Annotated in this window: 22 protein-coding genes, 2 pseudogenes and 1 riboswitch; of the genes and pseudogenes, 14 read left to right on the forward strand and 10 right to left on the reverse strand. The window is 74.1% G+C overall.

Annotated features, from left to right (window positions below):
* Positions 1-8 precede the first annotated feature (8 nt).
* Together IG94_RS0113015 and IG94_RS42580 are read left to right on the forward strand one after the other, a co-directional pair.
* The gene (locus tag IG94_RS0113015) at positions 9-1,016 is read left to right on the forward strand and encodes a HEAT repeat domain-containing protein (RefSeq protein ID WP_031034899.1); all 1,008 of its coding nucleotides are present in this window, start codon (positions 9-11) and stop codon (positions 1,014-1,016) included.
* A 7-nt stretch (positions 1,017-1,023) separates the two neighbouring features.
* On the forward strand, positions 1,024-1,176 hold the full coding sequence (locus tag IG94_RS42580; RefSeq protein WP_157852249.1) for a hypothetical protein: 153 nt from the start codon (positions 1,024-1,026) through the stop codon (positions 1,174-1,176).
* 72 nt (positions 1,177-1,248) lie between these two features.
* Here the strand turns inward: IG94_RS42580 and IG94_RS0113025 are convergent, their stop codons facing one another.
* Positions 1,249-2,070: an SDR family NAD(P)-dependent oxidoreductase gene (locus tag IG94_RS0113025; protein WP_031034901.1), complete on the reverse strand. Its 822-nt coding sequence runs from the start codon at positions 2,068-2,070 to the stop codon at positions 1,249-1,251.
* An 85-nt stretch (positions 2,071-2,155) separates the two neighbouring features.
* On the opposite strand from IG94_RS0113025, the gene IG94_RS0113030 reads away from it, so the two are divergent.
* From IG94_RS0113030 to IG94_RS0113040, 3 genes are all read left to right on the forward strand, one after another.
* Entirely contained in the window at positions 2,156-3,001 is an 846-nt protein-coding gene (locus IG94_RS0113030) for a helix-turn-helix transcriptional regulator (protein ID WP_031034904.1), read from the forward strand.
* Positions 3,002-3,133: 132 nt separating this feature from the next.
* Positions 3,134-3,820 (forward strand): DUF3159 domain-containing protein, encoded by a 687-nt coding sequence (locus tag IG94_RS0113035; protein WP_031034906.1) that lies wholly within the window; start codon positions 3,134-3,136, stop codon positions 3,818-3,820.
* 48 nt (positions 3,821-3,868) lie between these two features.
* Positions 3,869-4,525, forward strand: coding sequence for a TetR/AcrR family transcriptional regulator (locus tag IG94_RS0113040; protein WP_031034909.1), 657 nt, complete (start codon positions 3,869-3,871; stop codon positions 4,523-4,525).
* 12 nt (positions 4,526-4,537) lie between these two features.
* Here the strand turns inward: IG94_RS0113040 and IG94_RS0113045 are convergent, their stop codons facing one another.
* The 3 genes from IG94_RS0113045 to IG94_RS0113055 form a co-directional block, all read right to left on the reverse strand.
* Complete coding sequence (locus tag IG94_RS0113045) at positions 4,538-4,972, reverse strand: ester cyclase (RefSeq protein WP_031034912.1); 435 nt, start codon at positions 4,970-4,972, stop codon at positions 4,538-4,540.
* A gap of 127 nt (positions 4,973-5,099) precedes the next feature.
* Complete coding sequence (locus IG94_RS0113050; protein WP_031034915.1) at positions 5,100-5,846, reverse strand: hypothetical protein; 747 nt, start codon at positions 5,844-5,846, stop codon at positions 5,100-5,102.
* Between the two features lie 138 nt (positions 5,847-5,984).
* Positions 5,985-6,578, reverse strand: coding sequence for a TetR/AcrR family transcriptional regulator (locus IG94_RS0113055; protein WP_031034916.1), 594 nt, complete (start codon positions 6,576-6,578; stop codon positions 5,985-5,987).
* A gap of 120 nt (positions 6,579-6,698) precedes the next feature.
* Here IG94_RS0113055 and IG94_RS0113060 point away from each other — a divergent pair, with 120 nt between their 5' ends.
* The 3 genes from IG94_RS0113060 (at position 6,699) to cobM (ending at position 9,875) form a co-directional block, all read left to right on the forward strand.
* Complete coding sequence (locus IG94_RS0113060) at positions 6,699-7,445, forward strand: SDR family NAD(P)-dependent oxidoreductase (protein WP_031034919.1); 747 nt, start codon at positions 6,699-6,701, stop codon at positions 7,443-7,445.
* A gap of 403 nt (positions 7,446-7,848) precedes the next feature.
* Positions 7,849-9,129, forward strand: a complete 1,281-nt coding sequence (locus IG94_RS0113065) for a bifunctional cobalt-precorrin-7 (C(5))-methyltransferase/cobalt-precorrin-6B (C(15))-methyltransferase (protein WP_031034921.1) — start codon at positions 7,849-7,851, stop codon at positions 9,127-9,129.
* Positions 9,126-9,875 (forward strand): precorrin-4 C(11)-methyltransferase, encoded by a 750-nt coding sequence (gene cobM / locus IG94_RS0113070; protein WP_031034922.1) that lies wholly within the window; start codon positions 9,126-9,128, stop codon positions 9,873-9,875. The genes IG94_RS0113065 and cobM overlap by 4 nt, the downstream gene beginning before the upstream one ends.
* A gap of 33 nt (positions 9,876-9,908) precedes the next feature.
* On the opposite strand, the gene IG94_RS0113075 is transcribed toward cobM, so the two are convergent.
* On the reverse strand, positions 9,909-11,027 hold the full coding sequence (locus IG94_RS0113075) for a cobalt-precorrin-5B (C(1))-methyltransferase (protein WP_031034924.1): 1,119 nt from the start codon (positions 11,025-11,027) through the stop codon (positions 9,909-9,911).
* Positions 11,028-11,066: 39 nt separating this feature from the next.
* Between IG94_RS0113075 and IG94_RS0113080 the strand changes: the two are divergent.
* Positions 11,067-11,813: pseudogene (locus tag IG94_RS0113080) on the forward strand (cobalt-precorrin-6A reductase); the annotation flags it as partial.
* A gap of 170 nt (positions 11,814-11,983) precedes the next feature.
* On the opposite strand, the gene IG94_RS0113085 reads toward IG94_RS0113080, so the two are convergent.
* The 3 genes from IG94_RS0113085 to cobG are packed head-to-tail and all read right to left on the reverse strand — an operon-like array spanning position 11,984 to position 15,536.
* On the reverse strand, positions 11,984-13,480 hold the full coding sequence (locus tag IG94_RS0113085; protein WP_031034928.1) for a precorrin-2 C(20)-methyltransferase: 1,497 nt from the start codon (positions 13,478-13,480) through the stop codon (positions 11,984-11,986).
* Positions 13,477-14,151 (reverse strand): precorrin-8X methylmutase, encoded by a 675-nt coding sequence (locus IG94_RS0113090; RefSeq protein WP_107060541.1) that lies wholly within the window; start codon positions 14,149-14,151, stop codon positions 13,477-13,479. Before IG94_RS0113090 ends, IG94_RS0113085 begins: the two co-directional genes overlap by 4 nt.
* On the reverse strand, positions 14,148-15,536 hold the full coding sequence (cobG, locus tag IG94_RS0113095; RefSeq protein WP_211269667.1) for a precorrin-3B synthase: 1,389 nt from the start codon (positions 15,534-15,536) through the stop codon (positions 14,148-14,150). Before cobG ends, IG94_RS0113090 begins: the two co-directional genes overlap by 4 nt.
* A 102-nt stretch (positions 15,537-15,638) precedes the next feature.
* Positions 15,639-15,716: riboswitch (cobalamin riboswitch) on the forward strand.
* 52 nt (positions 15,717-15,768) lie between these two features.
* Between cobG and cobN the strand changes: the two genes are divergently transcribed.
* Positions 15,769-19,449, forward strand: a complete 3,681-nt coding sequence (gene cobN, locus IG94_RS0113100) for a cobaltochelatase subunit CobN (protein ID WP_031034936.1) — start codon at positions 15,769-15,771, stop codon at positions 19,447-19,449.
* Between the two features lie 37 nt (positions 19,450-19,486).
* Here cobN and IG94_RS0113105 read toward each other — a convergent pair whose 3' ends face one another.
* Entirely contained in the window at positions 19,487-20,437 is a 951-nt protein-coding gene (locus IG94_RS0113105) for an NADP-dependent oxidoreductase (protein ID WP_031034939.1), read from the reverse strand.
* Between the two features lie 94 nt (positions 20,438-20,531).
* Between IG94_RS0113105 and IG94_RS0113110 the strand changes: the two genes are divergently transcribed.
* On the forward strand, positions 20,532-21,104 hold the full coding sequence (locus IG94_RS0113110) for a TetR/AcrR family transcriptional regulator (RefSeq protein ID WP_031034941.1): 573 nt from the start codon (positions 20,532-20,534) through the stop codon (positions 21,102-21,104).
* A 25-nt stretch (positions 21,105-21,129) separates the two neighbouring features.
* Positions 21,130-21,440 (forward strand): annotated as a pseudogene (locus tag IG94_RS43460) (flavoprotein); the annotation flags it as partial.
* Positions 21,441-21,511: 71 nt separating this feature from the next.
* Here the strand turns inward: IG94_RS43460 and IG94_RS0113115 are convergent.
* Complete coding sequence (locus IG94_RS0113115; RefSeq protein ID WP_003974483.1) at positions 21,512-21,949, reverse strand: hypothetical protein; 438 nt, start codon at positions 21,947-21,949, stop codon at positions 21,512-21,514.
* Between the two features lie 507 nt (positions 21,950-22,456).
* Between IG94_RS0113115 and hemL the strand changes: the two genes are divergently transcribed.
* Together hemL and IG94_RS0113135 are read left to right on the forward strand one after the other, a co-directional pair.
* Positions 22,457-23,773, forward strand: a complete 1,317-nt coding sequence (gene hemL / locus IG94_RS0113130; RefSeq protein ID WP_031034945.1) for a glutamate-1-semialdehyde 2,1-aminomutase — start codon at positions 22,457-22,459, stop codon at positions 23,771-23,773.
* A gap of 41 nt (positions 23,774-23,814) precedes the next feature.
* Positions 23,815-24,504 carry a histidine phosphatase family protein gene (locus IG94_RS0113135; RefSeq protein ID WP_031034947.1) on the forward strand — a complete coding sequence of 230 codons (690 nt, stop codon included), beginning with the start codon at positions 23,815-23,817 and terminating at the stop codon, positions 24,502-24,504.
* Positions 24,505-24,620 lie beyond the last annotated feature (116 nt).

Consider the following 24,620-nt stretch of genomic DNA (forward strand, 5'->3'; position numbering starts at 1 on the left):
GGGACGCGATGCTGATCGGTGAGGTGGCGCGGAGGTCCGGGATCAGCGCCCGCATGCTCCGGCACTACGAGTCCCTCGGCCTGGTGCGCCCCTCCTCCCGCACCGGCTCGGGCTACCGGGAGTACTCCGGGGCCGACATCCGGCGCATCTTCCACATCGAGAGCCTCCGCTCGCTGGGACTGTCCCTCAAGGAGACCGCCCGCGCCCTCGACGACCCCGCCTTCGCGCCCACGGTGCTGGTCGGCGACCTCATCGACCGCACCCGGGAGCGCATGGCCGCCGAGGAGAGGCTGCTGACCCGCCTGAGCCGCATCGACGCGGCGGGTCCGGCCGACTGGGAGGACGTCCTCCAGGCCGTGGCCCTCCTGCAGGCGCTGGCCTCGAAGAGCGCCGGCGCACGTCAGCGCGCCGCCCTCGCCGCCACCGGCGAGACCGCCCCGGTGCCGGCGGACGCCCTCGCCGAGGCGGCCCTGAACGAGGCGGACCCGAACGTCGCCGGCGCGCTGCGCTGGGCCCTGGCGAGATCGGACGACGACGTACCGCCCCTCCTGGCGCAGGGCCTGGACTCCCCCCTGCCCGCCGTACGTGAGCGCGCCGTCCGCACCCTCGCCGCACTGCCCGGCGACCGGGCCACCCCGCACCTGCGGGACGCCCTGGCCCACCCCGACGAGGCGGTCCGCGGCTGCGCGGCCCTGGCGCTGGGCGCCCGCGGCCACACCGAGGCGGTCCCGGAGCTCGTCGGCATGATCGTGGCGGGCCGCAACGACACCGACGCGGCCGACGCGCTGAGTGTCCTCTGCGACGCCCCCGGGACGGCGGACGAGATCACGGACGCCCTGGTCACCCACCTCACCGCCGACGCCACCCGCCCCCCGGCCCGCGGCCGCCTGACCCAGGCCCTGGGCGACATCCCCGGCCCGCGCGCGGCACGGGCCCTGGCGTCCCTCACCGAGGACGGCGACCCCGCCGTCGCCCTGACGGCGACCTACCTGCTGCGGCTGCGCGGTACGGAGTGAGGACGGCATGACACCGACGACCGGAGCGGTCTACCTGCCGGACTCGGGCAGCCTCCCCCCGTGGGCGGGGATCGCCGTCGGCGCGGTGGTGCTGCCGCTGCTGGCTTTCCGCCTGCACCGCCTGTACCGCCGGTGGCGCGCCCACCGGCGCCGGCGCTGAGCGCGGAGGAGCTGACCGCGCCGGCGCTGACCGCGGAGGCGCTGCTGACCGCGGAGGCGCCGACCGAGGAGGTCAGGCGCCGGCCCCGCCGTCTACCGGCAGGATCGCGCCGGTCACGTACGAGGCGCGGTCGCTGAGCAGCCAGGCGGCGGCCTCGGCGACCTCCCGCGGCGCGGCCATCCGGCCCAGCGGGACGCTCGCGGTGATCCCCTCGACGATGCCGGGAGTCGCCGCCTCCCACTCGTCGATCATCCGGGTCGCGGTGCCGCCGGGGGCGATGCCGTTCACGCGGACGCCGGCGGGGCCCAGGTCGACGGCGGCGGTCTCGGTGAGGCTGTTGAGCGCCCGCTTCATGGCGCCGTAGGCGGGCAGGGCGGGGTTGGCGCGGCGGCTGCCGATGCTGGAGGTGTTGACGATCGCCCCGCCGCCGCCCCGCCGCATGAGCGCGACCTCGGCGTTCATGGCGGTCCAGTGGGCGCGGAAGTTCACGGTGAACTGCCGGTCGATGTCCTCGTCGCTGGTGCTGCCGACCGGGCCGGGCTGCTGGATCGCCGCCCCGTTGTTGAAGGCGCCGTCGAGCCGTCCGTGCAGCTCGTCGACGCGGCCGACGGCGGCGCGGATGCTCGCCGGGTCGGCGAGGTCGAGGGCGACGGCGTCGGCGACGCCGCCGTCGGCGCGGATCTCCCGCACGACGCGGTCGAGGGCGTCGGTGGAGCGGGCGGCGAGCACGACGGAGGCGCCCTCGGCGGCGAAGAGCCGGGCCGCGGCCTCCCCGATGCCCCGGCTGGCGCCGGTGATGAAGACGACCTTGCCGCCGAGCAGGCCGACGCCCGCGTCCCCGGTGGCGTCCGAGGAGGTCTTCGCGTTGTTCGTGTCGTTCGAGTCGCTGGTCATGGCACCAGCGTCCGGCCGGCCGCCGACCGCATACAGGCACAGGCTGTACCAGGCTCCGGCACCGCGCCGCGCGCACACTTGGCCCATGGACAGACGGGAACTGGGCGCATTCCTCCGCAGCCGCCGCGAACGGCTCCGCCCGCAGGACGTCGGCCTCGCGTCCGGCCCGCGGCGCCGCACGCCGGGGCTGCGCCGGGAGGAGGTGGCGGTCCTCGCGCACATCTCCACGGAGTACTACGTCCGGCTGGAGCAGGGCAGGGCGCCGCGCCCCTCGGCCGACGTCCTGGCCGCGATCGCGGGGGCGCTGCGGCTGACCGACACCGAGTCCGACCACCTCCACGTCCTCGCGGGCACCGCGCCGAACCGGACGGGGGTGCACCGGCGCGACGTCCGCCCCAGCATCCTCGCGCTCCTGGAGCGGCTGCCGCAGACGGCCGGCATCGTGGTGTCCGCCGCCTTCGAGGTCCTCGCCTGGAACGACCTCGCGGCCGCCCTCATGGAGGACTTCGCCCCGCTCGCCCCCGCGGACCGCAACCTCGCCCGCCGTGCCTTCGCCGGGCCGCGGGCCCCCGGGAAGCCGCTCTACGGGGTCTCCGACGCCGCCGAGTTCCGGCTGAGCGTCGTGATGCGGCTCCGCACGACCCTCGCCCGCTACCCCACCGACCCCGCGGTGACCGGCCTGATCGACGAACTCCGCGACACCGACCCCGACTTCGCCCGGCTCTGGGAGCGGCACGACGTACAGGTCCCGCCGATGCTCACCAAGACCTTCCACCACCCGTCCGTCGGCAGCGTCACCGTCGACTGCGACACCCTCGCCCTCCCGGACCGCGACCAGCACCTCGTCCTCTACAGCGCCCCGCCGAACTCCCCCGACGCCGAGGCCCTGGCCCTGCTGAGCGTCCTGGGAAGGGAAGCCTCCGCGATGTGACCTGCATCACTATCGATCCGCTCTCCTTGCATGTCACTTAGCGCCATGGTGTCGTTAAGTGACAGGCCGAGCCGCCGGTTCGCGGAGTCGCCGCGAACCCGTCCCCAGGCGAGAACGGAAGAGCTGATCACCATGACGAACCTGTACGCCGAGAAACCGGTCACCGACATGCCGCAGGCCCCCGCGGGCACCGGCTCCCGGAAGCCGTCCGTCCTGGAGCAGGCGGGCGGTACCAAGGGCCTGGCCTACACGGCGCTGCCCGCCCTCGTCTTCGTGGTGGCCAACAACTTCCGCGGGCTGCGCTTCGCGGTCATCGCCTCCATCGCCCTCGCCGTCGGCATCGCCGCCGAGCGCATCGCGAAGAAGGAGTCCCTCCAGCCCGCCCTCGGCGGCCTCTTCGGCGTCGCGGTCGCCGCCGGCATCTCCTGGTACACCGGCTCCGCCAAGGACTACTTCCTCATCGGCATCTGGGCGAGCCTCGGCGGAGCCGTGCTCTTCCTGGCCTCCGTACTGGTCCGCCGACCCCTGGCCGGCGTCCTGTGGAACTCCGCCACCGGCAAGGGCAACGCCTGGCGCGACGACAAGCGCTCCCGCCGCGCCTACGACATCGCCACCCTGACCCTCGCCGCGATCTTCGCCGCCCGCTTCGCCGTCCAGCAGTACTTCTACGAGACGGACGCCGTCGAATCCCTCGGCGCCGCCAAGATCATCATGGGCTACCCGCTGCTCGCCGTCGGCCTCCTCGCCGTCGCCTGGGCCGCCCGCACCTCCGACAAGCGCCTCAAGGCCGCCGCCCCGCGCCCGGCGAACCAGGCCTGACGGCCCACCGGGCACGTGGACGCCACGGAACGAAGCAGGGAGCCGGACATGGACGGCACGACCGCGGACAAGCGCAGAGGGATGAGTGACCTCAGGCGTCACCGTCTGCGCCTGGAGATCTCGCGGGAGGCGTCCCGTCTCTTCTGGGAGCAGGGCGTGGCCGCCACCACCGGCGACCAGATCGCCCGGGCCGTCGGCCTGTCGACCCGCACCCTGTGGCGCCACTTCCGCAACAAGGAGAGCTGCGCCGAACCCGTCCTCCTGCGCGGTGTCGAGTGGGAGACGTCCATGCTGCGCGACTGGCCCCGCCACGTGTCGCTGGAGGACCACTTCACCTCGCACGTCCGGCACTACACACTCACGGCCACCCGGACCGACCACCTGGACGACCTGCTCGCCGTGCAGATGTCCGTGCTGGCCCGCACCGAACCGGCCATCCGCGCCGCGTGGCTGATGGCCTGCGACCAGACGCAGCGCGAGCTGGCCGAGATCATCGCCGCGCGGGTGGACCTCCCGGCCGACGGGCTGCTGGTCCGGATGCACGCCGCGGCCGCCTCCGCCGTCATACGCGCCCACAGCGAGTACATCGGCGCCGCGCTGCTCACCGGCGCCGATCCCCTGCAGTTCGCCGACGCGCCGCGACGCATCGCCCGCGCGGTGCACGCCGCCACCGGCGGTGCGGTGGGCGGCGTGCCGGCGGCCTGACGCGCCCTCTGCTCAGGCGACCTGGAGCTGCTGGAGCATGTGCAGGCCGTCGGCGTTGAGCCAGTACTCGACGAACCGGCCGTCCTGGATGCGGAGCGTGTCGGTTCCGGTGAAGGCGACCACGGTTCCGGCCGGGGCCTTGGCGCCGGGGAAGCCGCCGTCGTAGGTGCCGGTGGCGGTCCAGCGCACGGACAGGTGGTCGCCGTCGTACAGCGGCGGCACCTCGACGGCGAACGTGAGGTCCGGGGTGTGCGAGCGCCCGGCGCGGACCATCTCCCGCAGGCCCTCGGCGCCCCGGATGTCGCTGCTGTCGCTGCCGTCGATCAGGTGGCTGTGGACCCGGAACTCGTCCGAGGCGACCTCGGACGCGAGGGTCAGTTCGCCGTTCCAGAGCCGCAGCCAGGCCTCGAACAGGGCCTTGGACTCCGCGGTGCGGTCAGTGGTCATGGTGGTGCCTTTCGGGTTCGCCAGGAGGAGCGGAGCCCCCGTTGGCCGGGGCCCGCCGTTCCGTATTTACGACTGTAAGGCTACGCCCGTAAACCTCGCTTGAGCAAGAGGCTGCGCCCATAAGGTTTCAGTTGTAAGGCTGCGTGTGTGCCTGCTGGGCGAAGTCGGTCAGGCCGTGTGCGGCCGCTGCCGGCCTCACCCCGGCCAGCTCGTTCACCCTGCGGTAGACGTGCACGAACCCCGGGACCGGCAGGTAGCCGAGCTGCCCGGTGATGCCGGTCCCGGCGTACGGCCGCGCGTAGTCGCACACGCCGTTCAGCACGAGCCGGCCGAAGCCCAGCAGGACGGAGGCGACCTCGGTGCGGATCTCCTCCGCGTCCGAGAGGCGGCTGACGACGGGTGCCGGGCCCGTCGCGGCCGTCCCGGCGTCGCGCAGCGTCTGGTGGCCGCGGCGTACCAGGTACAGGTGGGTGAACTCGTGCGCGAGCACCGCCTTCACCGCGGCGAGCGAGTGGTACAGGCCGTTGTCGATGTACAGCGAGAAGCGCCCCTGCTGCCCCTGCTGCCCCTGCTGCCCCTGCTGCCCCTTCAGCCCTTCCTGGCCCTGCGGCGTCCTGCGTTCGAGCCGCCCCGGCTCCGGGAGCCCGGCGTGGATGAGGACCCGTTCCGGCGGCAGGACCTCCTCGTCCAGGCCCAGCCACCTCAGGTACTCGGCGCAGTAGTGCCGGGTCGACCCCACGAGGGCCGCGGGGTCCAGGAGGAAGTCGTCGCCTCGTCGCGGCCGTTCCTCGCGGATGACGGGGAAGAGCTCGCCGATGACGGCGTCCAGCTCGTTCGGGTCGTACTCCGGCACGATGCGCTGCGCGGGTTCCATGCGGGCAGGGTGCGGGGGTCTCGTGGGGAGGGGTCCCGGGCCCGGGGCCGCGCGGTCACCGGCCCGGCGCCGTCTCGCTCGGAGCGCCGTGTCCGGGGAAGGGTGGGGGGAGTGAACTGCCCGTTCGCGGCGCGCGGTTCAGTCGTCGGCGGAGGTCGGCAGGAGTCGGGTTGCGAGTGACCGGGCTGTGGCCGTGAGTGTGGCCGTGTCCATCCCGGTCCGGCTCATGAACACGAGCCCCTGCTGTGCGGCCAGCAGGGCCCGCGCCAGGGCGACAGGATCCGCCTCGGCCGGCAGGTCGCCCTCGCGCTGGGCGCGGGCGACGCAGTCGCCGATCAGTGCGGTGGACGTCTCGTAGGTGCGGTGGGCGTGGGCGAGGACTTCCGGGTCGGCGTTGCCGAGTTCGCTGGCGCTGTTGGCCATCAGGCAGCCGCGCCGCGTGCCGGCCGGGTCGTCGACCGGCGCCTCGATGAGCATGCGCAGTGCGTCCAGGGCCCGTGGGGCTCCGGCGAGAGCCTCTCGGAGGCGGCCGTGGTTGGCCTCGGTGTAGCTGTTCAGCACCCGGAGGAAGAGCTGGCGCTTGTCGCCGAACGCCGCGTACAGGCTGCCTTTGCCCAGCCCGCTGACCCGCATCAGGTCTTCCAGCGAGGTGGCCGCGTAGCCGGCGTCCCAGAACTGGTCGCGGACGGCGTTCAGTACCTGCTTCTCGTCAAAGGTTCGCGGACGTGCCATGTGTACAGCATACGAATTCTTGACCGTTCGGTCCACCATGCTTATGGTGGACCGAACGGTCAAGAACTACGGGGTGCCGCGCCGCACGTGCTGCGCCGCGCCCGGGGAAGCGGGCACCACATGGGAAAGCTGGACAACAAGGTGGCGATCGTCACCGGAGGGTCGCGGGGGATCGGGGCGGCGTCGGCGTTGGCGCTGGCCGACGAGGGGGCCGACGTCGCGATCAGCTACTCGTCCTCCGCCGATCGGGCCGAGGCCGTGGTCGCGGAACTGGAGGCGAGGGGGGTGCGCGCGGCGGCGTTCCAGGCCGACCAGGCGGACGCGGCGCAGGCGGCGGGTCTGGTCCGGCGGGTGGCCGAGCGGTTCGGGAGGCTGGACATCCTGGTCAACAACGCGGCCGCGGGCGGCGGCGACCTCGTCGACAGCGAGTCCGTCGACCAGGCGGCCGTCGAGCGGCAGCTCGCCGTCAACTACACCAGCGTGGTGGCCGGGATCCGTGCGGCGGTGCCGCTGCTGCCCGAGGGCGGGCGGATCGTCAGCATCAGCTCGGGTGTCGCCGCCCGGGCGGGGTTCCAGGGGATGGCGTACTACACGGGCACGAAGTCGGCCCTCGAAGGCTTCAGCCGGGGCGCGGCCCGCGATCTGGCGCACCGGGGCATCACGGTCAACGTCGTCCAGCCGGGATTCATCGACACCGAGGGGAACCCCGCCGACAGCCCGGCCGCGCCCGTGTTCCTTCCGACCACGGCGATGGGGCGGTACGGCAGGCCGGAGGAGGTCGCCGCGGGCGTCGTCTTCCTCGCCGGTCCGCAGGCCTCCTACGTCACCGGTGCGGTGCTGAGGATCGACGGCGGATACGGCGCCTAGCCCGACCGTTCGGCCGTCGCCCCTGCGGCAGGACCGGACCTGCCGGCGCAGCCGCTCACGCCAGTGGCAGCGGCTCGTAGGTTGACCCAGATCGCCTTGTACGGGTGGCGGCCCTGCCGGCGCTTGATGAGGTCGACCGCCCGGGCATGGTGAAGGTCGCGTTCAGGGCGTCGAGGTCGGTCAGGCGCAGTTGCAGGACGGCACTGGCGACGGCCACCGGGGCGTGGCCGCCGCCGGACGATCCGCGGCCGCTCTCCCCGCGGCGTGCCGTACCCGGCCGCTCGCCCCTCCCGCGGCGGGGCCGTGCTCCGGCGCACCCGAACGGCTCCCCGCAGGTGGCCGCCCCGTAGAGTGCCTCCCCGACGCCCACCGCGACGCCCACCCGACCCCGAGGTACCGAGCCGTGACCGCCGCCCGATCCGCACCGACCGCCGCAGTACCGACCGCCGCAGTACTCGTCGTCGGGATCGGCGCCGACGGCTGGGAAGGACTGCCGGACGCGGCGCGACGGGCACTGCTCGACGCGGAGGTCGTCCTCGGCGGCCCGCGTCAGCTCGACCTGCTGCCGCCGGAGTGCGCCGCCGAGCGGGTGCCCTGGCCCTCCCCGCTGCGGCCGGCCGTCCCCGGCCTGCTCGCCGCGCACGCGGATCGCCGTATCGCCGTCCTGGCCAGCGGCGACCCCATGTTCCACGGCATCGGACGCACCCTCACCGAGGTGCTCGGCCCCGGCGCGGTGCACGTCCTGCCGCACCCCTCCTCGGTCTCCCACGCCTGTGCCCGCCTCGGCTGGCCCGTGGAGGACGTCCAGGTCGTCACACTCGTCGGCCGTCCCACCGCACGCCTCGCCGCGGCCCTGCACGACGGCCGCCGCCTGCTCGTGCTCAGCGCGGACGCCGGCACGCCCGGCGAGATCGCCGCCCTGCTGCGGGACCGGGGTTTCGGCCCCAGCCGGATGCGGGTGCTGGAACAGCTCGGCGGCGTGAAGGAGCGGACGGGCGAGGCAGGCACCGCCGACGGCTGGCCGGAGCACCCGGCGCCCGACCCCCTCAACATCGTCGCCGTCGAGTGCCGCCGTGCCCCCGGCACCCTGCGCCTGGGTGCCGTCCCCGGACTGCCGGACGAGGCGTACGAGCACGACGGGCAGCTCACCAAGCGGCACGTGCGCGCCGCCACGCTCGGCGCGCTCGCCCCGGCCCCCGGCGAACTGCTGTGGGACGTCGGCGGCGGCTCCGGCTCGATCGCCGCCGAGTGGATGCGCACCCACCCCTCCTGCCGGGCCGTCACCGTCGAACGCGACCCCGTACGCGCCGAGCGCATCGTCCGCAACGCCGACCGGCTGGGCGTGCCCGGCCTGCGCGTCGTCACCGGCGCCGCGCCCGGGGCCCTCACCGGGCTGCCCCGGCCGGACGCCGTGTTCGTCGGCGGTGGGCTCACCGCACCCGGCCTGCTCGAGGCGTGCTGGGACGCACTCCCCGTCGGCGGCCGGCTGGTCGCCAACACCGTGACGCTGGAGTCCGAAGCACTGCTGGCCGACGCCCGCAGACGCCATGGGGGCGAGCTGGTGCGCCTCGCGGTGGCGCACGCCGTGCCCGTGGGCGGCTTCACCGGGTGGCGGCAGGCGATGCCGGTGACCCAGTGGGCCGTGGAGAAGACCCCCGAGAAGTCCCCAGGAGCAGACAGATGACCGTGTACTTCATCGGCGCCGGCCCCGGAGCCGCCGACCTGATCACGGTGCGGGGCGCCCGGACGCTCGCCGCCTGCCGGGTGTGCCTGTACGCGGGCAGCCTGGTCCCGCGCGAGCTGCTGGCCGAGTGCCCGCCGGACGCCCGGCTGGTCGACACGGCGCAGCTCACCCTGGACGAGATCACCGCCGAGCTGGTCCGCGCGCACGAGCAGGGCCACGACGTGGCCCGCCTGCACTCCGGCGACCCGTCCGTCTTCAGCGCGGTCGCGGAGCAGATGCGGCGCCTCGACGCGGCCGGGGTGCCGTACGAGGTCGTCCCCGGTGTCCCGGCCTTCGCCGCGGCGGCGGCCTCCCTCAAGCGGGAGCTGACCGTGCCGACGGTCGGGCAGACCGTCGTGCTCACACGGGTCGCCGAGCAGGCCACCGCCATGCCGGAGGGCGAGGACCTGGCCACCCTCGGCCGCAGCGGCGCGCTGATCGTCCTGCACCTGGCCGCCAGGTACGTGGACCGCGTGGCCGGCGAGCTGCTGCCGCACTACGGCGCGGACTGCCCCGCGGCCGTCGTCGCCTACGCCTCCCGCCCCGAGGAGCTGATCATCCGGGGGACCCTCGACGGGATCGCCCAGCAGGTGAAGGACGCCGGGGTGCTGCGCACCGCGGTGATCATGGTCGGCCGCACGCTGGGAGCGGAGCAGTTCGGCGACAGCCACCTGTACTCCCCGGAGCGGGAGCGGCACGTCTGCTGAGGACGCGCGGACGCGAGGTCGCGCTCCCGTGGTTCACGCCACGGTACTGCGGCCCACCACCGTGCCCGCGCGGTCGACGCAGATCACGTCGACCGCGACGGGCGCCCCCCGCAGTACGGCAAGGGCCTCGTCGCGGGCCGCGAACGCCACCAGGTCCCCGAGCGGCACCCCGGCCGCCCGGCACATCTGGAGCGCGGCGAGACCTGTGTTGGCCCCGGACACCTCGCGGGCCAGGGCGTCGTCCGCGCCGCCCCGCCTGGCCAGTCGGGCGAGGAATCCCTTGTCGACCTGGGAGCGGGCCGAGTGCAGGTCGAGGTGGCCCGCGGCGAGCTTGGACAGCTTGGCGAACCCGCCGCAGACGGTGAGCCGCTCCACCGGGTGACGGCGCACGTACTTCAGTACGGCGCCCGCGAAGTCGCCCATGTCCAGCAGGGCGTCCTCGGGCAGCCCGTACTCGGCGACGACCGTCTTCTCCGAGGTGGACCCGGTGCAGCCGGCCACGTGCGTCCGTCCGGCGGCCCTCGCGACGTCCACCCCGCGCCGGATCGAGTCGATCCAGGCCGAGCAGGAGTAGGGGACGACGATGCCGGTGGTGCCGAGGACGGAGAGGCCGCCGAGGATGCCGAGGCGGGGGTTCCAGGTGGACCGGGCGATCTCCTCGCCGTCGTCGACGGAGAGGGTGATCTCCACGTCGCCGCTGCCGCCGTGCCGCTCGGCGACGCGTGCGACGTGCTCGCGCATCAGCTGCCGGGGGACCGGGTTGACGGCCGGCTCGCCGACGGGCAGGGGCAGGCCGGGCCGGGTGACGGTGCCCACGCCCGGCCCCGCCCGGAAGACGACGCCGGAGCCCGCGGGCAGCCGCCGTACCGTCGCCCGGATCAGCGCACCGTGGGTGACGTCCGGGTCGTCACCGGCGTCCTTCACGATCCCTGCCATCGCGTACGCGTCCGTCAGCTCCTCGGCCGCGAGCGCGAAGGACGGCGTCTGCCCCTTGGGCAGCGTGATCGTCACCGGGTCGGGGAAGTCACCGGCCAGCAGCGCGGTGTACGCGGCCGTCGTCGCGGCGGTCGCGCAGGCACCGGTGGTCCAGCCGTGGCGCAGACCGGTGTGCTTGAGTTGGGCGCTGCGACCGCCCCTGGCCTCGCCGCTCATGCCTCACTTCCAGGAAGGGAACCGGATGAAGGACCTGTCGTGCACGTGCTGATCCTCGGCGGCACCACGGAGGCCCGCCGGCTCGCCGAACGGCTGGCGGCCGAGCCGCTGCCGGGGCTGCGGGTGACGAACTCCCTGGCGGGACGGGTCTCCGCGCCCAGGACGCCGCCCGGCGAGGTGCGCGTCGGCGGCTTCGGGGGAGCCGATGGGCTCGCCGCCTGGCTCCGCGAGCACACGGTCGACCTGCTCATCGACGCCACCCACCCCTTCGCCGCCACGATCAGCTTCAACGCGGCCCGCGCCGCCGCCACCGCCCATGTTCCCCTGCTCGCGCTGCGCCGCCCCGGGTGGGCCCCGGTCGAGGGAGACGCCTGGCACGAGACCGGCTCCCTGGCGGAGGCCGCCGAGCTGCTGCCCTCCCTCGGACGCCGTGTCTTCCTGACCACGGGGCGCATGGGCCTGGCCGCCTTCGCCGGCCTGGACGGTCTCTGGTTCCTCGTCCGGTCCGTCGACCCGCCCGAGGCGCCGTGTCCGTCGCGCATGGAGGTGCTCTTGGAGCGCGGCCCCTTCACCCTCGACGGGGAGCGCGCGCTGCTGCGCCGGCACCGGATCGACGTCCTGGTCACCAAGGACAGCGGCGGCGCGGCCACCGCGCCGAAGCTGACGGCCGCCCGCGAGGCGGGCCTGCCCGTGGTCGTGGTGCGCAGACCCCCGGTGCCAGAAGGGGTGCCGGTGGTGACCGAACCCGATCAGGCGGCGCTGCGGGTGCGAGAGGCCCTCGCACGCCACCCGTCCGCGGGGCGGTTCGGCTCCCACGACTCCGGACCGTCCGCGGGGCGGTTCGGCTCTCACGGCTCCGGACCGTCCGCGGGGCGGCTTGGCTCTCACGACTCCGGACCGTCTGCGGGGCGGTTCGGCTCTCACGGCTCCGGACCGTCCGCAGGGCGGCGCGGCCCTCACGGCTCCGGATAGCGGCGGGGCGTCCAGACGACCTCCTCGCCGTCCCCGCGCCGTACGGCCCGGGTCTGGGACGAGCCGACCAGCAGGATCGTGCGCATGTCGACCTCGGCCGGGTCCAGCTCCGCCAGCGGAACCACCCGCACCCGTTCGTCCGCGCCGCCCACGTCCCGGGCGACCACGACCGGTGTGTCCGGAGCCCGGTGTCCGAGGAGCAGTTCGCGGGCCTTGCCCACCTGCCAGGTCCGGCTGCGCGACCCGGGGTTGTACAGGGCCAGCACCAGGTCGGCGGCAGCGGCGGCGCGCAGGCGCTCGGCGATGACCTCCCAGGGCTTGAGCCGGTCGGACAGGGAGATCGCGGCGTAGTCGTGGCCGAGCGGAGCACCCGCGCGCGCGGCCGCCGCGTTGGCGGCCGTCACTCCGGGCAGCACCCGCACCGGCACGTCCGCGTACCCGTCCTCCGACGCGGCCTCCAGCACGGCGGTGGCCATGGCGAAGACGCCCGGGTCACCGCCGGACACGACGGCCACGCGCCGCCCCCGCAGGGCGAGCCGCAGGGCGAACTCGGCACGCTCGGCCTCGACCCGGTTGTCGGAGCCGTGCCGGCGCTGGCCGGGGCGTACGGGCACCCGGTCGAGGTAGGTGGTGTAGCCGACCAGGTCGTCCGCCGCGGCGAGGGCACCGCGCGTCTCGGGCGTCAGCCACAGCGGGCCGGCCGGGCCCGTGCCCACGACGACGACCTCGCCCGTCGCCCCCGCTTCCGGCGCGGCCGGTTCGGCGTCGGCCCGGCTCGGCAGCACCGCCACCGAGAAGTACGGCACCGAGCCGGCGTCCACGTCCGCCAGTTCCGCGAGGCGCTCTCCCGCCATGGTGGCGCGCTCCACGTACCGGGCGGCACCGAGCCGCCCGGAGCCCTCCAGCGCCCGGCGCACCTTGGGGAAGGTGCGCCCCAGCTTCATCACGACCGCGGCGTCGGTCGAGGCGAGCCGTGCGGTCAGCTCCTCCTCGGGAAGGGTGCCGGGCAGGATGGTGAGCACCTCCTCGCCCTCGGCGAGCGGGGTGCCCAGGCGGGCCGCGGCGGCGGAGACGGAGGTGACGCCGGGGATCACCTCGGTCTCGAAGCGGTCGGCGAGCCGCTTGTGCATGTGCATGTAGGAGCCGTAGAAGAGCGGGTCGCCCTCCGCCAGGACCGCGACCGTCCGGCCCGCCTCCAGGTGGGCGGCGAGCCGGGCCGACGCCTCGGCGTAGAAGTCGTCGATGGCGCCCTGGTAGCCGCCGGGATGGTCGGTGGTCTCGGTGGTGACCGGGTAGACCAGCGCCTCCTCGACGTGGTCGTCCCGCAGGTGCTTCGCCGCGATCGAACGGGCGATGGACCGGCCGTGCCGGGCGCTGTGGTACGCGATCACGTCGGCCTCGGCGATGGCCTCGACGGCCCGCACGGTCATCAGGGATGGGTCGCCGGGTCCGAGCCCGACTCCGTACAGCTTGCCGCTCATTCTTCCTCGCTCGCGATCGCGTTGAGCGCGGCGGCGGCGATCGCGCTGCCCCCGCGACGGCCCCGTACGACCAGGTGTTCCAGGCCCGAGGGGTGGGCGGCCAGGGCGTCCTTGGACTCGGCGGCGCCGACGAAGCCGACGGGTACGCCGATCACGGCGGCCGGGCGGGGCGCCCCCTCCTCGATCATCTCCAGGAGCCGGAAGAGCGCGGTCGGCGCGTTGCCGACGGCGACCACGGCACCCTCCAGACGGTCCCGCCACAGCTCCAGGGCGGCGGCGCTGCGCGTGGTGCCGAGCTTCGCCGCCAGCTCCGGGACGGCCGGGTCGGACAGGGTGCACAGGACGTCGTTGTCCGCGGGCAGCCGCTTGCGGGTCACGCCGCTGGCCACCATCTGCACGTCACAGAGGATCGGCGCGCCGGCGTGCAGGGCCTCGCGGGCGCGTTCCACCACGGCGGGGGTGTACGAGAGGTCGCGGACGAGGTCGACCATGCCGCAGGCGTGGATCATCCGGACCGCGACCCGGCTGACGTCCGCGGGCAGCCCCGCGAGGTCCGCCTCCGCGCGAATGGTCGCGAAGGACCGGCGGTAGATGGCCGCGCCGTCCTTCTCGTAGTCGTAGGGAGTCACGGTGCTGTTCTCGCTGCTCTCGGTCGTGGTGGTACGGCTCATGGGGTGATCGCCGCCAGGGCGGCGGGGAGGTGGGAGACGTCGTCGAGTCCGGTGGTGCGGGGCGGTCCGTCCCCGTCCGGTGCGGTCAGGCGGTAGCCGCCGTCCGGGGCGGCGAGCACGTCGACGTGGCTGCCGCCGGGGTGGCCGCAGCGCCGCTCGCAGCCGGACCAGTACAGGGGGAGGTGCGATGCGCCCGCGGCGGCGAGGGTGCGGGCGGCGTCGGCGCGTACGTCCGCCCGGGACTTGCCGCAGCCCGGCCGGCCGACGCACGCGCCGACGCGCAGCCAGGGCGAGGAAGGATCCGTGACCAGGCCCGCGGCGGCCAGCCGGGACAGGGCCGCGCCCCGGTCGGACGCGGTCGTGTCCGGGGCGGGTACGACGATGCCGCGCCACGGGGTGAGGCGCAGTTCGACGGGGGCGGCGTCGGTCAGCTCCCGCCACTGAACGGCGGTCAGGCGCCCCAGCGGGGCGTGGACGCAGAGCGCGGACCCGTGGACGCCGGGAGTCGGTCCGCCGACGGCCGCCGCGTCCTTCGGGACCTCGTCCGTCGGGGACCCGTACGTCAGAACCCCGTCAGTCGAGACCCCGTCGTCCGTCGGGACCCCGTCGTACGTCGGAGCCCCGTCGTCCTTGGGGGCACAGCCGATCCCCGACTCCGCCACGCGGCGCCGTACGGCAACGGACAGCTCCGCCGACCGCGGGCCCAGTTCGTCGACCCGCCAGACCCGTTCACCGGCGTCCCGCGCGAACTCCAGGAACACCTCTGCGGCCAGCAGCGCCGCTCCCGGCGCGTCGTCCGCGGCGACCCGCAGCGACTCCCGCGCCGAGCCGAGGGAGATCAGCGCACCGTCGCCGGCCGTGGCCCGCACGGTCACGTCGGCGCCGAGCGAGGCCACGTCCCCGCGCCCGTCGTCGAGAGCGAACAGGAACCGTCCCGACAGCCCGCGCGCCGCCGTACTCGCGCACAGCGCCGCGTCCAGGGCGGTGAGCCAGGGCCGCACCTCCCGCGCCCCGCGCCCGTCCAGCCCGGACAGCGGTGAGGCGACGACGTTGCGCACCCGCTCGTGCTCCGGCGACGGCAGGAGCCCGACCTCCTCGAGCAGCCCGGCCAGCTCCCCGCCGCACGCGTCGCGGAGCCCGCGCAGCTGCACGTTGCCGCGTGAGGTCAGATGCAGCTCCCCGTCGCCCAGCCGCAGGGCCGCGTCCGCGAGGACGCGCGCCTGCCGGACGGTGAGGACGCCGCCGGGCACGCGGACCCTGGCCAGGGCGCCGTCGTCGGCGGCGTGCAGCCGCAGCGCACCCGGGCAGGCGTCACCGCGGTCCCGCAGAGCCGGTGTGGCCTGGGGCGATGAAGGCGGGGGAGCTGTGGGCACGGCGGCGAGCATACCGACCATCACACCGGCTGTATGCCGTGCCCTCTTGTGGTGCCCCTTACTATGCTGACCAGGTGGATCATCCGGTCCACCGCCGCCACGACGGCGACAGGGGAGGAAGCCCGGTGCGAACCCGGCGCGGTCCCGCCACTGTGAGTCCGGCCACTACGGGGCCGGGCGAGCCAGGAACTCCCGCCGTCCTTCACCGCCCGGGGCGCGGACCCCGAGGAAGGCCAGACGCCGCATGCTGCCATCGTCCGGGGGTCCCCTCACCTCCCCCCGCATCCTGCTCCTGTCGACGTCCGACACCGACCTGCTCAGCGCCCGCGCGGCCGGCGGCCCGGTGCCCTACCGCTTCGCCAACCCCTCCCGCCTCCCGCTGGACGACCTGCCCGCCCTCCTCGACGGCGTCGGGCTCGTCGTCGTCCGCCTCCTCGGCGGGCTGCGTGCCTGGGAGGAGGGCCTGGACCTGCTGCTCGCCGACGGCCGCCCGGTCGTCGTCCTCACCGGCGAACAGGCCCCCGACGCCCAGCTGATGGCCGCCTCCACCGTCCCCGTCGGCCTCGCGGCCGAGGCGCACGCCTACCTCGCCCACGGCGGACCGGCCAACCTGGAGCAGCTCGCCCGCTTCCTGTCCGACACGGTCCTGCTCACCGGCCACGGCTTCGAGGCGCCCGCACCCGCGCCGACCTGGGGCCCGCTGGAGCGCGAGCCGGAGCGTGATGCCGAGCCCGAGCCCGAGCCGGAGCGCGGTCCTGAGCGCGAGCCGGTCGGGGCGGCCGGCCCGACGGTGGCCGTGCTCTACTACCGCGCCCACCACATGAGCGGCAACACCGCCTTCGTACACGCCCTGTGCGACGCCGTGGAGGCCGCCGGCGGCCGGCCCCTGCCCCTCTACGTGGCCTCCCTGCGCGCCCCCGAGCCCGAGCTGGTCGCCGAGCTGCGCGCCGCCGACGCCATCGTCACCACGGTCCTCGCGGCCGGCGGCACCAAGCCCGCCGAAGCCTCCGCCGGCGGCGACGACGAGTCCTGGGACGCGGGCGCGCTCACCGCCCTGGACGTACCCATCCTCCAGGCCCTCTGCCTGACCGGCTCCCGCAGCGCCTGGGAGGAGAACGACGAGGGCGTCTCCCCGCTCGACGCGGCCAGCCAGATCGCCGTACCCGAGTTCGACGGCCGCCTGATCACCGTCCCGTTCTCCTTCAAGGAGATCGACGCCGACGGCCTCCCGGCCTACGTCGCCGACCCCGAGCGCGCCGCCCGCGTCGCGGGCATCGCCGTACGCCACGCCCGCCTGCGGCACATCCCGGCCGCCGACAAGCGCCTGGCCCTCGTCCTGTCCGCCTACCCGACCAAGCACTCCCGCATCGGCAACGCGGTCGGCCTCGACACCCCCGCCAGCGCCGTCGCCCTGCTGCGCCGGCTGGGCGAGGAGGGGTACGACTTCGGCACCGGCGGCGAGGTCCCGGGCCTGGTCTCCGGCGACGGCGACGAGCTGATCCGCGCGCTGATCGACGCCGGCGGCCACGACCAGGACTGGCTGACGGAGGAGCAGCTCGCCCGCAACCCGGTGCGCGTGCCGGCCGCCGACTACCAGCGCTGGTACGCGACCCTCCCGGCGGACCTGCGCGCCTCCGTCGAGGAGCACTGGGGCCCGCCGCCGGGCGAGATGTTCGTCGACCGCAGCCGCAACCCCGAGGGCGACATCGTCCTGGCCGCCCTGCGCCACGGGAACCTGCTGATCCTCATCCAGCCCCCGCGCGGCTTCGGCGAGAACCCCATCGCGATCTACCACGATCCCGACCTGCCGCCCTCCCACCACTACCTCGCGGCCTACCGCTGGATCGCCGCCCGCGCGGAGGACGGCGGCTTCGGCGCGGACGCCATGATCCACCTGGGCAAGCACGGCAACCTGGAGTGGCTGCCGGGCAAGAACGCCGGCCTGTCCGCCGCCTGCGGCCCCGACGCCGCCCTCGGCGACCTGCCGCTGATCTACCCGTTCCTCGTCAACGACCCCGGCGAGGGCACCCAGGCCAAGCGCCGCGTCCACGCCACGCTCATCGACCACCTCGTCCCGCCGATGGCCCGCGCCGACTCCTACGGCGACATCGCGCGCCTGGAGCAACTCCTCGACGAGTACGCCCAGATCGCGGCCATGGACCCGGCCAAGCTGCCGGCGATCCGCGCCCAGATCTGGACCCTCATCCAGGCCGCCAAGCTCGACCACGACCTCGGCCTGGACGACCGCCCCGACGACGAGGGCTTCGACGACATGATCCTCCATGTCGACGGCTGGCTCTGCGAGGTCAAGGACGCCCAGATCCGCGACGGCCTGCACGTCCTGGGCACCCCGCCCGCCGGCGCCGACCGCGTCAACCTCGTCCTCGCCATTCTGCGCGCCCGCCAGATCTGGGGCGGCGCCACCGCCCTGCCCGGCCTGCGCGAGGCCCTCGGCCTCGACGAGTCCGCCGCCACCCGCACCACCGCCGACGAGGCGGAGGAGCGGGCCCGCGCCCTGGTCCAGGCGATGGAGGACGCCGACTGGGACCCGGCCGCCGTACCCACCGACCACGGCGAACAGGTCGCCGCCATCCTGGAGTTCGCGGCCCGCGAGGTCGTCCCGCGCCTCGCCGCCACCAGCGCCGAGATCGACCACGCCGTCCACGCCCTGAACGGCGGCTTCGTCCCCGCCGGCCCCTCCGGTTCCCCGCTGCGCGGCCTGGTGAACGTCCTCCCGACCGGCCGCAACTTCTACTCCGTCGACCCCAAGGCCGTCCCCTCCCGCCTCGCCTGGGAGACCGGACAGGCCCTCGCCGAGAGCCTCCTGGAGCGCTACCGCACCGACAACGGCGACTGGCCCACGTCCGTCGGCCTCTCCCTGTGGGGCACGAGCGCGATGCGCACGGCGGGCGACGACGTGGCCGAGGCCCTGGCCCTGCTCGGCGTCCGCCCCGTCTGGGACGACGCCTCCCGCCGTGTCACCGGCCTCGAAGCCGTCCCGTACGAGGAACTGGGCCGCCCCCGCATCGACGTCACCCTGCGCATCTCGGGCTTCTTCCGCGACGCGTTCCCGCACACCATCGGCCTCCTCGACGACGCCGTACGCCTCGCCGCCTCCCTGGAGGAACCCGCCGAGGCCAACCGCGTCCGCGCCCACGTCCAGGCCGACCTCGCCGACCACGGCGACGAACGCCGGGCCACCACCCGCATCTTCGGCTCCCGCCCCGGCACCTACGGAGCCGGGCTGCTCCAGCTCATCGACTCCCGCGACTGGCGCACCGACGCCGACCTCGCGGAGGTCTACACCGTCTGGGGCGGCTACGCCTACGGCCGCGGCCTCGACGGCCGCCCGGCCAGGGACGACATGGAAACGGCGTACAAGCGCATCGCGGTCGCCGCCAAGAACACCGACACCCGCGAACACGACATCGCCGACTCGGACGACTACTTCCAGTACCACGGCGGCATGGTGGCCACCGTCCGCGCCCTGCGCGGCACGGCACCCGAGGCGTACATCGGCGACTCCACCCGCCCCGAGACGGTCCGCACCCGCACGCTGGTCGAGGAGACCTCCCGGGTCTTCCGCGCCCGCGTGGTCAACCCCAAGTGGATCGAGGCGATGCGCCGCCACGGCTACAAGGGCGCCTTCGAACTCGCCGCCACCGTCGACTACCTCTTCGGCTACGACGCCACCACGGGCGTCCTGGCCGACTGGATGTACGACAAGCTCACCGAGACCTACGTCCTGGACCCGGCCAACCGCGAGTTCCTCCAGGAAGCCAACCCCTGGGCCCTGCACGGCATCGCCGAGCGCCTGCTGGAGGCGGAGTCCCGGGGCATGTGGGAGAAGCCGGACCCGTCCATCCTGGCCGCCCTCCGCCAGGCATACCTGGAGACGGAGGGCAACCTGGAGGGCGACGACTGAGCCCCGCCCTGCCGCCAGGGGAGCGCCGGCCAGGCGATCACAGGACGAGCATGAGCTTGCCGCCGGGGCGACGGGACCGGCTGAGCTCGGCCGCTTCCCGGATCCGGTCGAGGGTGTAGGTGCGGGCGACCGGTACGGCCAGGACGCCTTCGCCGGCGAGCCTGGCGAACTCGTTCATCCGGTCGTAGCGGATCTCGGTGGTGATTCTGACGCCCAGTTCGGCTGCGGCGGCGAAGTCCGAGACGGTGAGGACGCGGTCGGGATCCCCGGTGAGCCCGATCAGGGCCGGTAGCGAGCCGCCGTCCGGACTGGGCCGGTCGGCGCGGTCGATCCGGCCCCCGGCCGGCGTGGCGTCCAGCGCGCGGTCCACGGGGCCTCGGGCCAGTGCGCCGACGCGTCCGGCCATGCCCTCGCCGTAGGCGGTCACCTGGGCGCCGATCTCTTCGAGGGCGGCGGCCCGGGTCGGCCCGGCGGTGGCGATCACCCGAATTCCCCGGTGCAGCGCGAAGCGCACCGCCGCCTCACCCACGGTGGTGCCCGCGCCGTGGACGAGCAGCAGCTCGCCCGGCTGGACGCCGAGGTCGTCGAGCGCGCGCCACGCCGTCTCGGCCGCCATCGGCAGCGCGGCGGCCTGCTCGGCGGTCACGCCCTCGGGGATGCGGGCCCAGGCCGGCATCAGCGCGTACTCGGCGGCGCCGGCCGTCGGGCCGTCGAAGGCGGCCGGGCCGAAGACGCGGTCGCCGACCTGGACGCCGGTGACGCCCTCGCCGAGCGCGTCGACGGTGCCCGCGACCTCCAGGCCGAGCCCGCGCGGCAGCGGCGGCAGATGGTCGGCGAGGAGACCGTCGACGACGTGCCAGTCGGCCGGTGTCAGGCCGCACGCCCGCACGGCGACGCGGATCTGGCCGGGTCCCGGATCCGGCTGGGGGACATCGCGGAGCTCGATCACGTCCGGGGAACCGAACCGGTCGAATTGCAGAGCCTTCATGACGATCTCCCTGCTGATGACAGCATCTGTTGTCATCGACCGTACCAGCCGACCAACAGCTGACAACAGCTCCTGTTGTCGTACGCTGGTGGGCATGCCGCGATGGGAATCCGACGCACAGGGCCGGCTCGAACGCGCGGCGCTCGATCTGTTCGAGACACAGGGGTTCGAGCGCACCTCGGTCGCGCAGATCGCGGGCGCCGCCGGTCTGAAGGAGCGCTCCTTCTACCGCTACTTTCCCGACAAACGGGAAGTCCTCTTCGCCGGCAACGAACTCGAAGCCCACCTCGTCGCCCAGGTCGAGGCGGCCGCCCCGGGCCTCACCCCGATCGAGGTGCTGCTGACCGCGCTGGGAACCGCCGAGGGGATCTTCCGCCCACGCGAGTTCCTGCTGCGCCGGGGACGAGTGATCGCCGCCAACCCTGCACTGGCCGAGCGCGATCTGATCAAGCTCGCCGACATCGCCGACGCGCTGGCACCGGCGCTCGAACGCCGCGGTGTCGAGCCCGGCCAGGCACGCTTCGTCATCGACGTGGTGCTGGCGATCCACCGACGCGCCATGCCCCGCTGGCTGACCGAGCCCGACACCACCCTCGCTCAGCTCATGACCCAGGCCGCCACCGAACTGCGCGAGGCGGTCATGCCACCGGCTCCAACACCCCGCTGAGCCGACGGTCGCCTGGGCACAACGATCTGCGATCGCGGCCACCCCGGCCACCTTCCACACGGCCAACAAGTGGGCCGCTGGGATCTCGGACAACCTCGCGCTGGGCATCCTGTGCGAGGCGCCCGCCATGGGCTGCCGGTCACCGTGCTGCCGTACCTGAACTCTGCGCAGGCCGCCCATCCTGCATACCGCCGCAGCTTGAACCTGCTAGGCGAGATGGGTGTCTTGGTCGGCTCCTACGAGCCTCACCGACCCAAGGCGGGCGGCGGAGCCGACCGCTACCGCTGGGAGGAAGTGCTGGAGCTGCTTGCCCCGAGGCTGTGCGCGCGGTCGTGATCAGCGCCGATGTGCTCGCGGCCAAAGGCCGTGCCCCTTACGAATCAACCCGACCCCTACGAAACCCCAGCTCAGGGCCACACGAGGCAATACGGCTGATGCCCCGCCTCATGGAGCCGGTGGCTGAAGTCCTGCCACTCGTGGAGCAGTTGGTACACGTTGAACGCGTCCCTCGGGCCGCCCCGGTCCGGGACCGTGGACCAGATGAAGGCGGCCGCGCCGACCGCCTCCTCGCCGATGCCGCGCAGGGGGTCGACGACGGTCATCGGGAGTTTCACGACGGCGTAGTCGGGGTGCAGGACGACCAGTTCCAGCGGGGGGACCTTGTGCAGGGGGACGCCCTCTATGCCGGTGAGGACCATGGCGGCCATGGTCTCCGGCTTGATCTTGGTGAACATGCCGTTCATCCCGAGCTCGTCCCCGCCGAGTTCCTCGGGGCGCATCGAGATCGGGACGCGGGCCGCGGTCGCGCCGTCGGGCGCGCCGAAGTACTTGTAGGTCACCCCCACCCGACCACCCTTCCCGCTCCCCGCCCCCGGCCGGTCGGCCCGCCCGGAGAGCCGGTCGGGCTCGCTCGGTGTGCCGTGTGCCTGACGTGCTTCGGACGCTTCCTCCGCCTCGCGTCGGTGCTTTCCCCGCCGGGCACGTCGAGGACCCAGGTCGTCGGTCCCCTCGCCCAGTCCGCCACCGCGATGCATATCTCCACCCGACTGCTTTTCTAGGACGCGTGGCCCCCGCCGCGCAACCCGATCATCGTGTCAGTGACCTCCCCCACGGCCGCTTGCCGAAACGTGCGGTGAAACATATGTCCTTCATCTCAACGTCATATGTACGCCGGGGCGTCGGCAGCCCCTTCCCCGCTGCCCCGGTGAGCTGCGTGGACGGTCTCCAGTCTGGCAGACGGCACGGCGATCGGGGCGGTTGTCTACCCTTAACGAGGTCACCCTGGGCAACCAGAGGCCGAGGGGAGCCCGAAACGTCGGAGAAGGTCGAGAAGGTCGGAGAAGTCGCAGGTCATGAGCGAACTGGCATACCCATACGAAGCACCGGCCTCGCAGGCTCTGTTCGACCGCGCGGCGGCCGTCACGCCCGGCGGGGTGAACTCCCCGGTGCGCGCCTTCCGCGCCGTCGGCGGCACGCCCCGGTTCATGGTGTCCGGCACCGGGCCGTACCTGACCGACGCCGACGGGCGTGAGTACGTCGACCTCGTCTGCTCCTGGGGACCGATGATCCTCGGGCACGCGCACCCCGAGGTGATCGCCGCCGTGCAGGAGGCCGTGGCGCGCGGCACGTCCTTCGGTACGCCCGCCGAGGGCGAGGTCGCGCTCGCCGAGGCGATGGTCGAGCGCGTCGCGCCGCTGGAGGAGGTGCGGCTCGTGTCGAGCGGGACCGAGGCCACCATGTCGGCCATCCGGCTCGCGCGCGGGTTCACGCAGCGGACCAAGGTGATCAAGTTCGCCGGGTGCTACCACGGTCACGTCGACTCGCTCCTCGCCGCCGCCGGTTCCGGCGTCGCCACCTTCGCGCTGCCCGACACCCCCGGCGTCACCGGTGCCCAGGCGAGCGACACGATCGTGCTGCCGTACAACGACCTGGACGCCGTGCAGGCCGCCTTCGCCGCCCACCCCGGCGAGATCGCCTGCGTGATCACCGAGGCCTCTCCCGGCAACATGGGCGTCGTGCCGCCGCTGCCCGGGTTCAACCAGGGACTCAAGGACGCCTGCGCGGCGAACGGCGCGCTGTTCGTGTCCGACGAGGTCATGACCGGGTTCCGGACCAGCCGCGCCGGGTGGTACGGGGTGGAGGGCGTCGTACCCGATCTGATGACCTTCGGGAAGGTGATGGGGGGCGGGTTCCCCGCGGCCGCGTTCGGCGGGCGGGCGGACGTCATGGCGCACCTCGCGCCGGCCGGGCCCGTCTACCAGGCCGGCACCCTCTCCGGGAACCCGGTCGCCACCGCCGCCGGACTCGCCCAGCTGCGGCTCCTCGACGACGCCGCCTACGCGACCGTCGACGCCGTGTCCGCGCAGATCCAGGGGCTCGTGACCGAGGCGCTCGCCAAGGAGGGCGTCGCGCACACGGTGCAGACCGCCTCCAACATGTTCTCCGTCTTCTTCACCGACCGGCCGGTCAACGACTACGAGGGCGCCAAGGCGCAGGAGTCCTTCCGCTTCACCGCCTTCTTCCACTCCCTCCTCGCCCACGGCGTCTACCTGCCGCCGTCCTCCTTCGAGTCCTGGTTCGTGTCCACCGCCCACGACGAGCGGGCCGTCCAGCGCATCGCCGACGCCCTCCCGGCGGCGGCCCGCGCGGCTGCGGAGGCGACGGCATGAGCAACGCGAACCACGAGAACAACGCGAACGACGTGAACAACATGAATCACGCGAACGACGAAGAGCTGACCGTCGTCCACGTCATGCGGCACGGCGAGGTCGAGAACCCGACCGGCGTCCTCTACGGGCGGCTCCCCGGCTACCACCTCTCCGAGCTGGGCCGACGCATGGCCGAGCGGGTCGCCGAGCACCTGGAGCCCCGTGACGTGACGTATGTCGTCGCCTCCCCGCTGGAGCGGGCGCAGGAGACGGCGACGCCGATCGCGAAGACGCACGGGCTCGACCTCGGCACCGACCGGCGCCTCATCGAGGCCGCCAACGTCTTCCAGGGCAAGACCTTCGGCATCGGCGACGGCGCGCTGCGCCGGCCCGCGAACTGGAAGCACGTGGTCAACCCGTTCAAGCCGTCCTGGGGCGAGCCGTACGTCGACCAGGTCGTGCGGATGAAGGGCGCGATCGACGCCGCCCGGGACCGGGCGCGCGGGCACGAGGCCGTGGTCGTCAGCCACCAGCTGCCGATCTGGATCCTGCGGTCCTACGTCGAGCGGCGGCGGCTGTGGCACGACCCGCGCAAGCGGCAGTGCACGCTGGCGTCCCTGACGACGTTCACCTACCGGGGCGACCGGATCGTCTCCGTCGGCTACACCGAGCCCGCCCGCGACCTCGTCCCGGCCCACCTGCTCGCGGGCGCCAAGCCCGTGAAGGGGCAGGGGAAGGCGTACGGCGCCTGAGCGGTCGCAGGCCGAGCACGGCGAGCGGCGGGGCGGGGGACGGAGCGCGCCCCCCGCCCCGCCGCTCGCCCGTTCCTGTCAGTCCGCTGTTACCCAACCCGCACAAATTTCCGGAA

This window comes from Streptomyces olivaceus (assembly GCF_000721235.1).
Taxonomy (GTDB): domain Bacteria; phylum Actinomycetota; class Actinomycetes; order Streptomycetales; family Streptomycetaceae; genus Streptomyces; species Streptomyces olivaceus.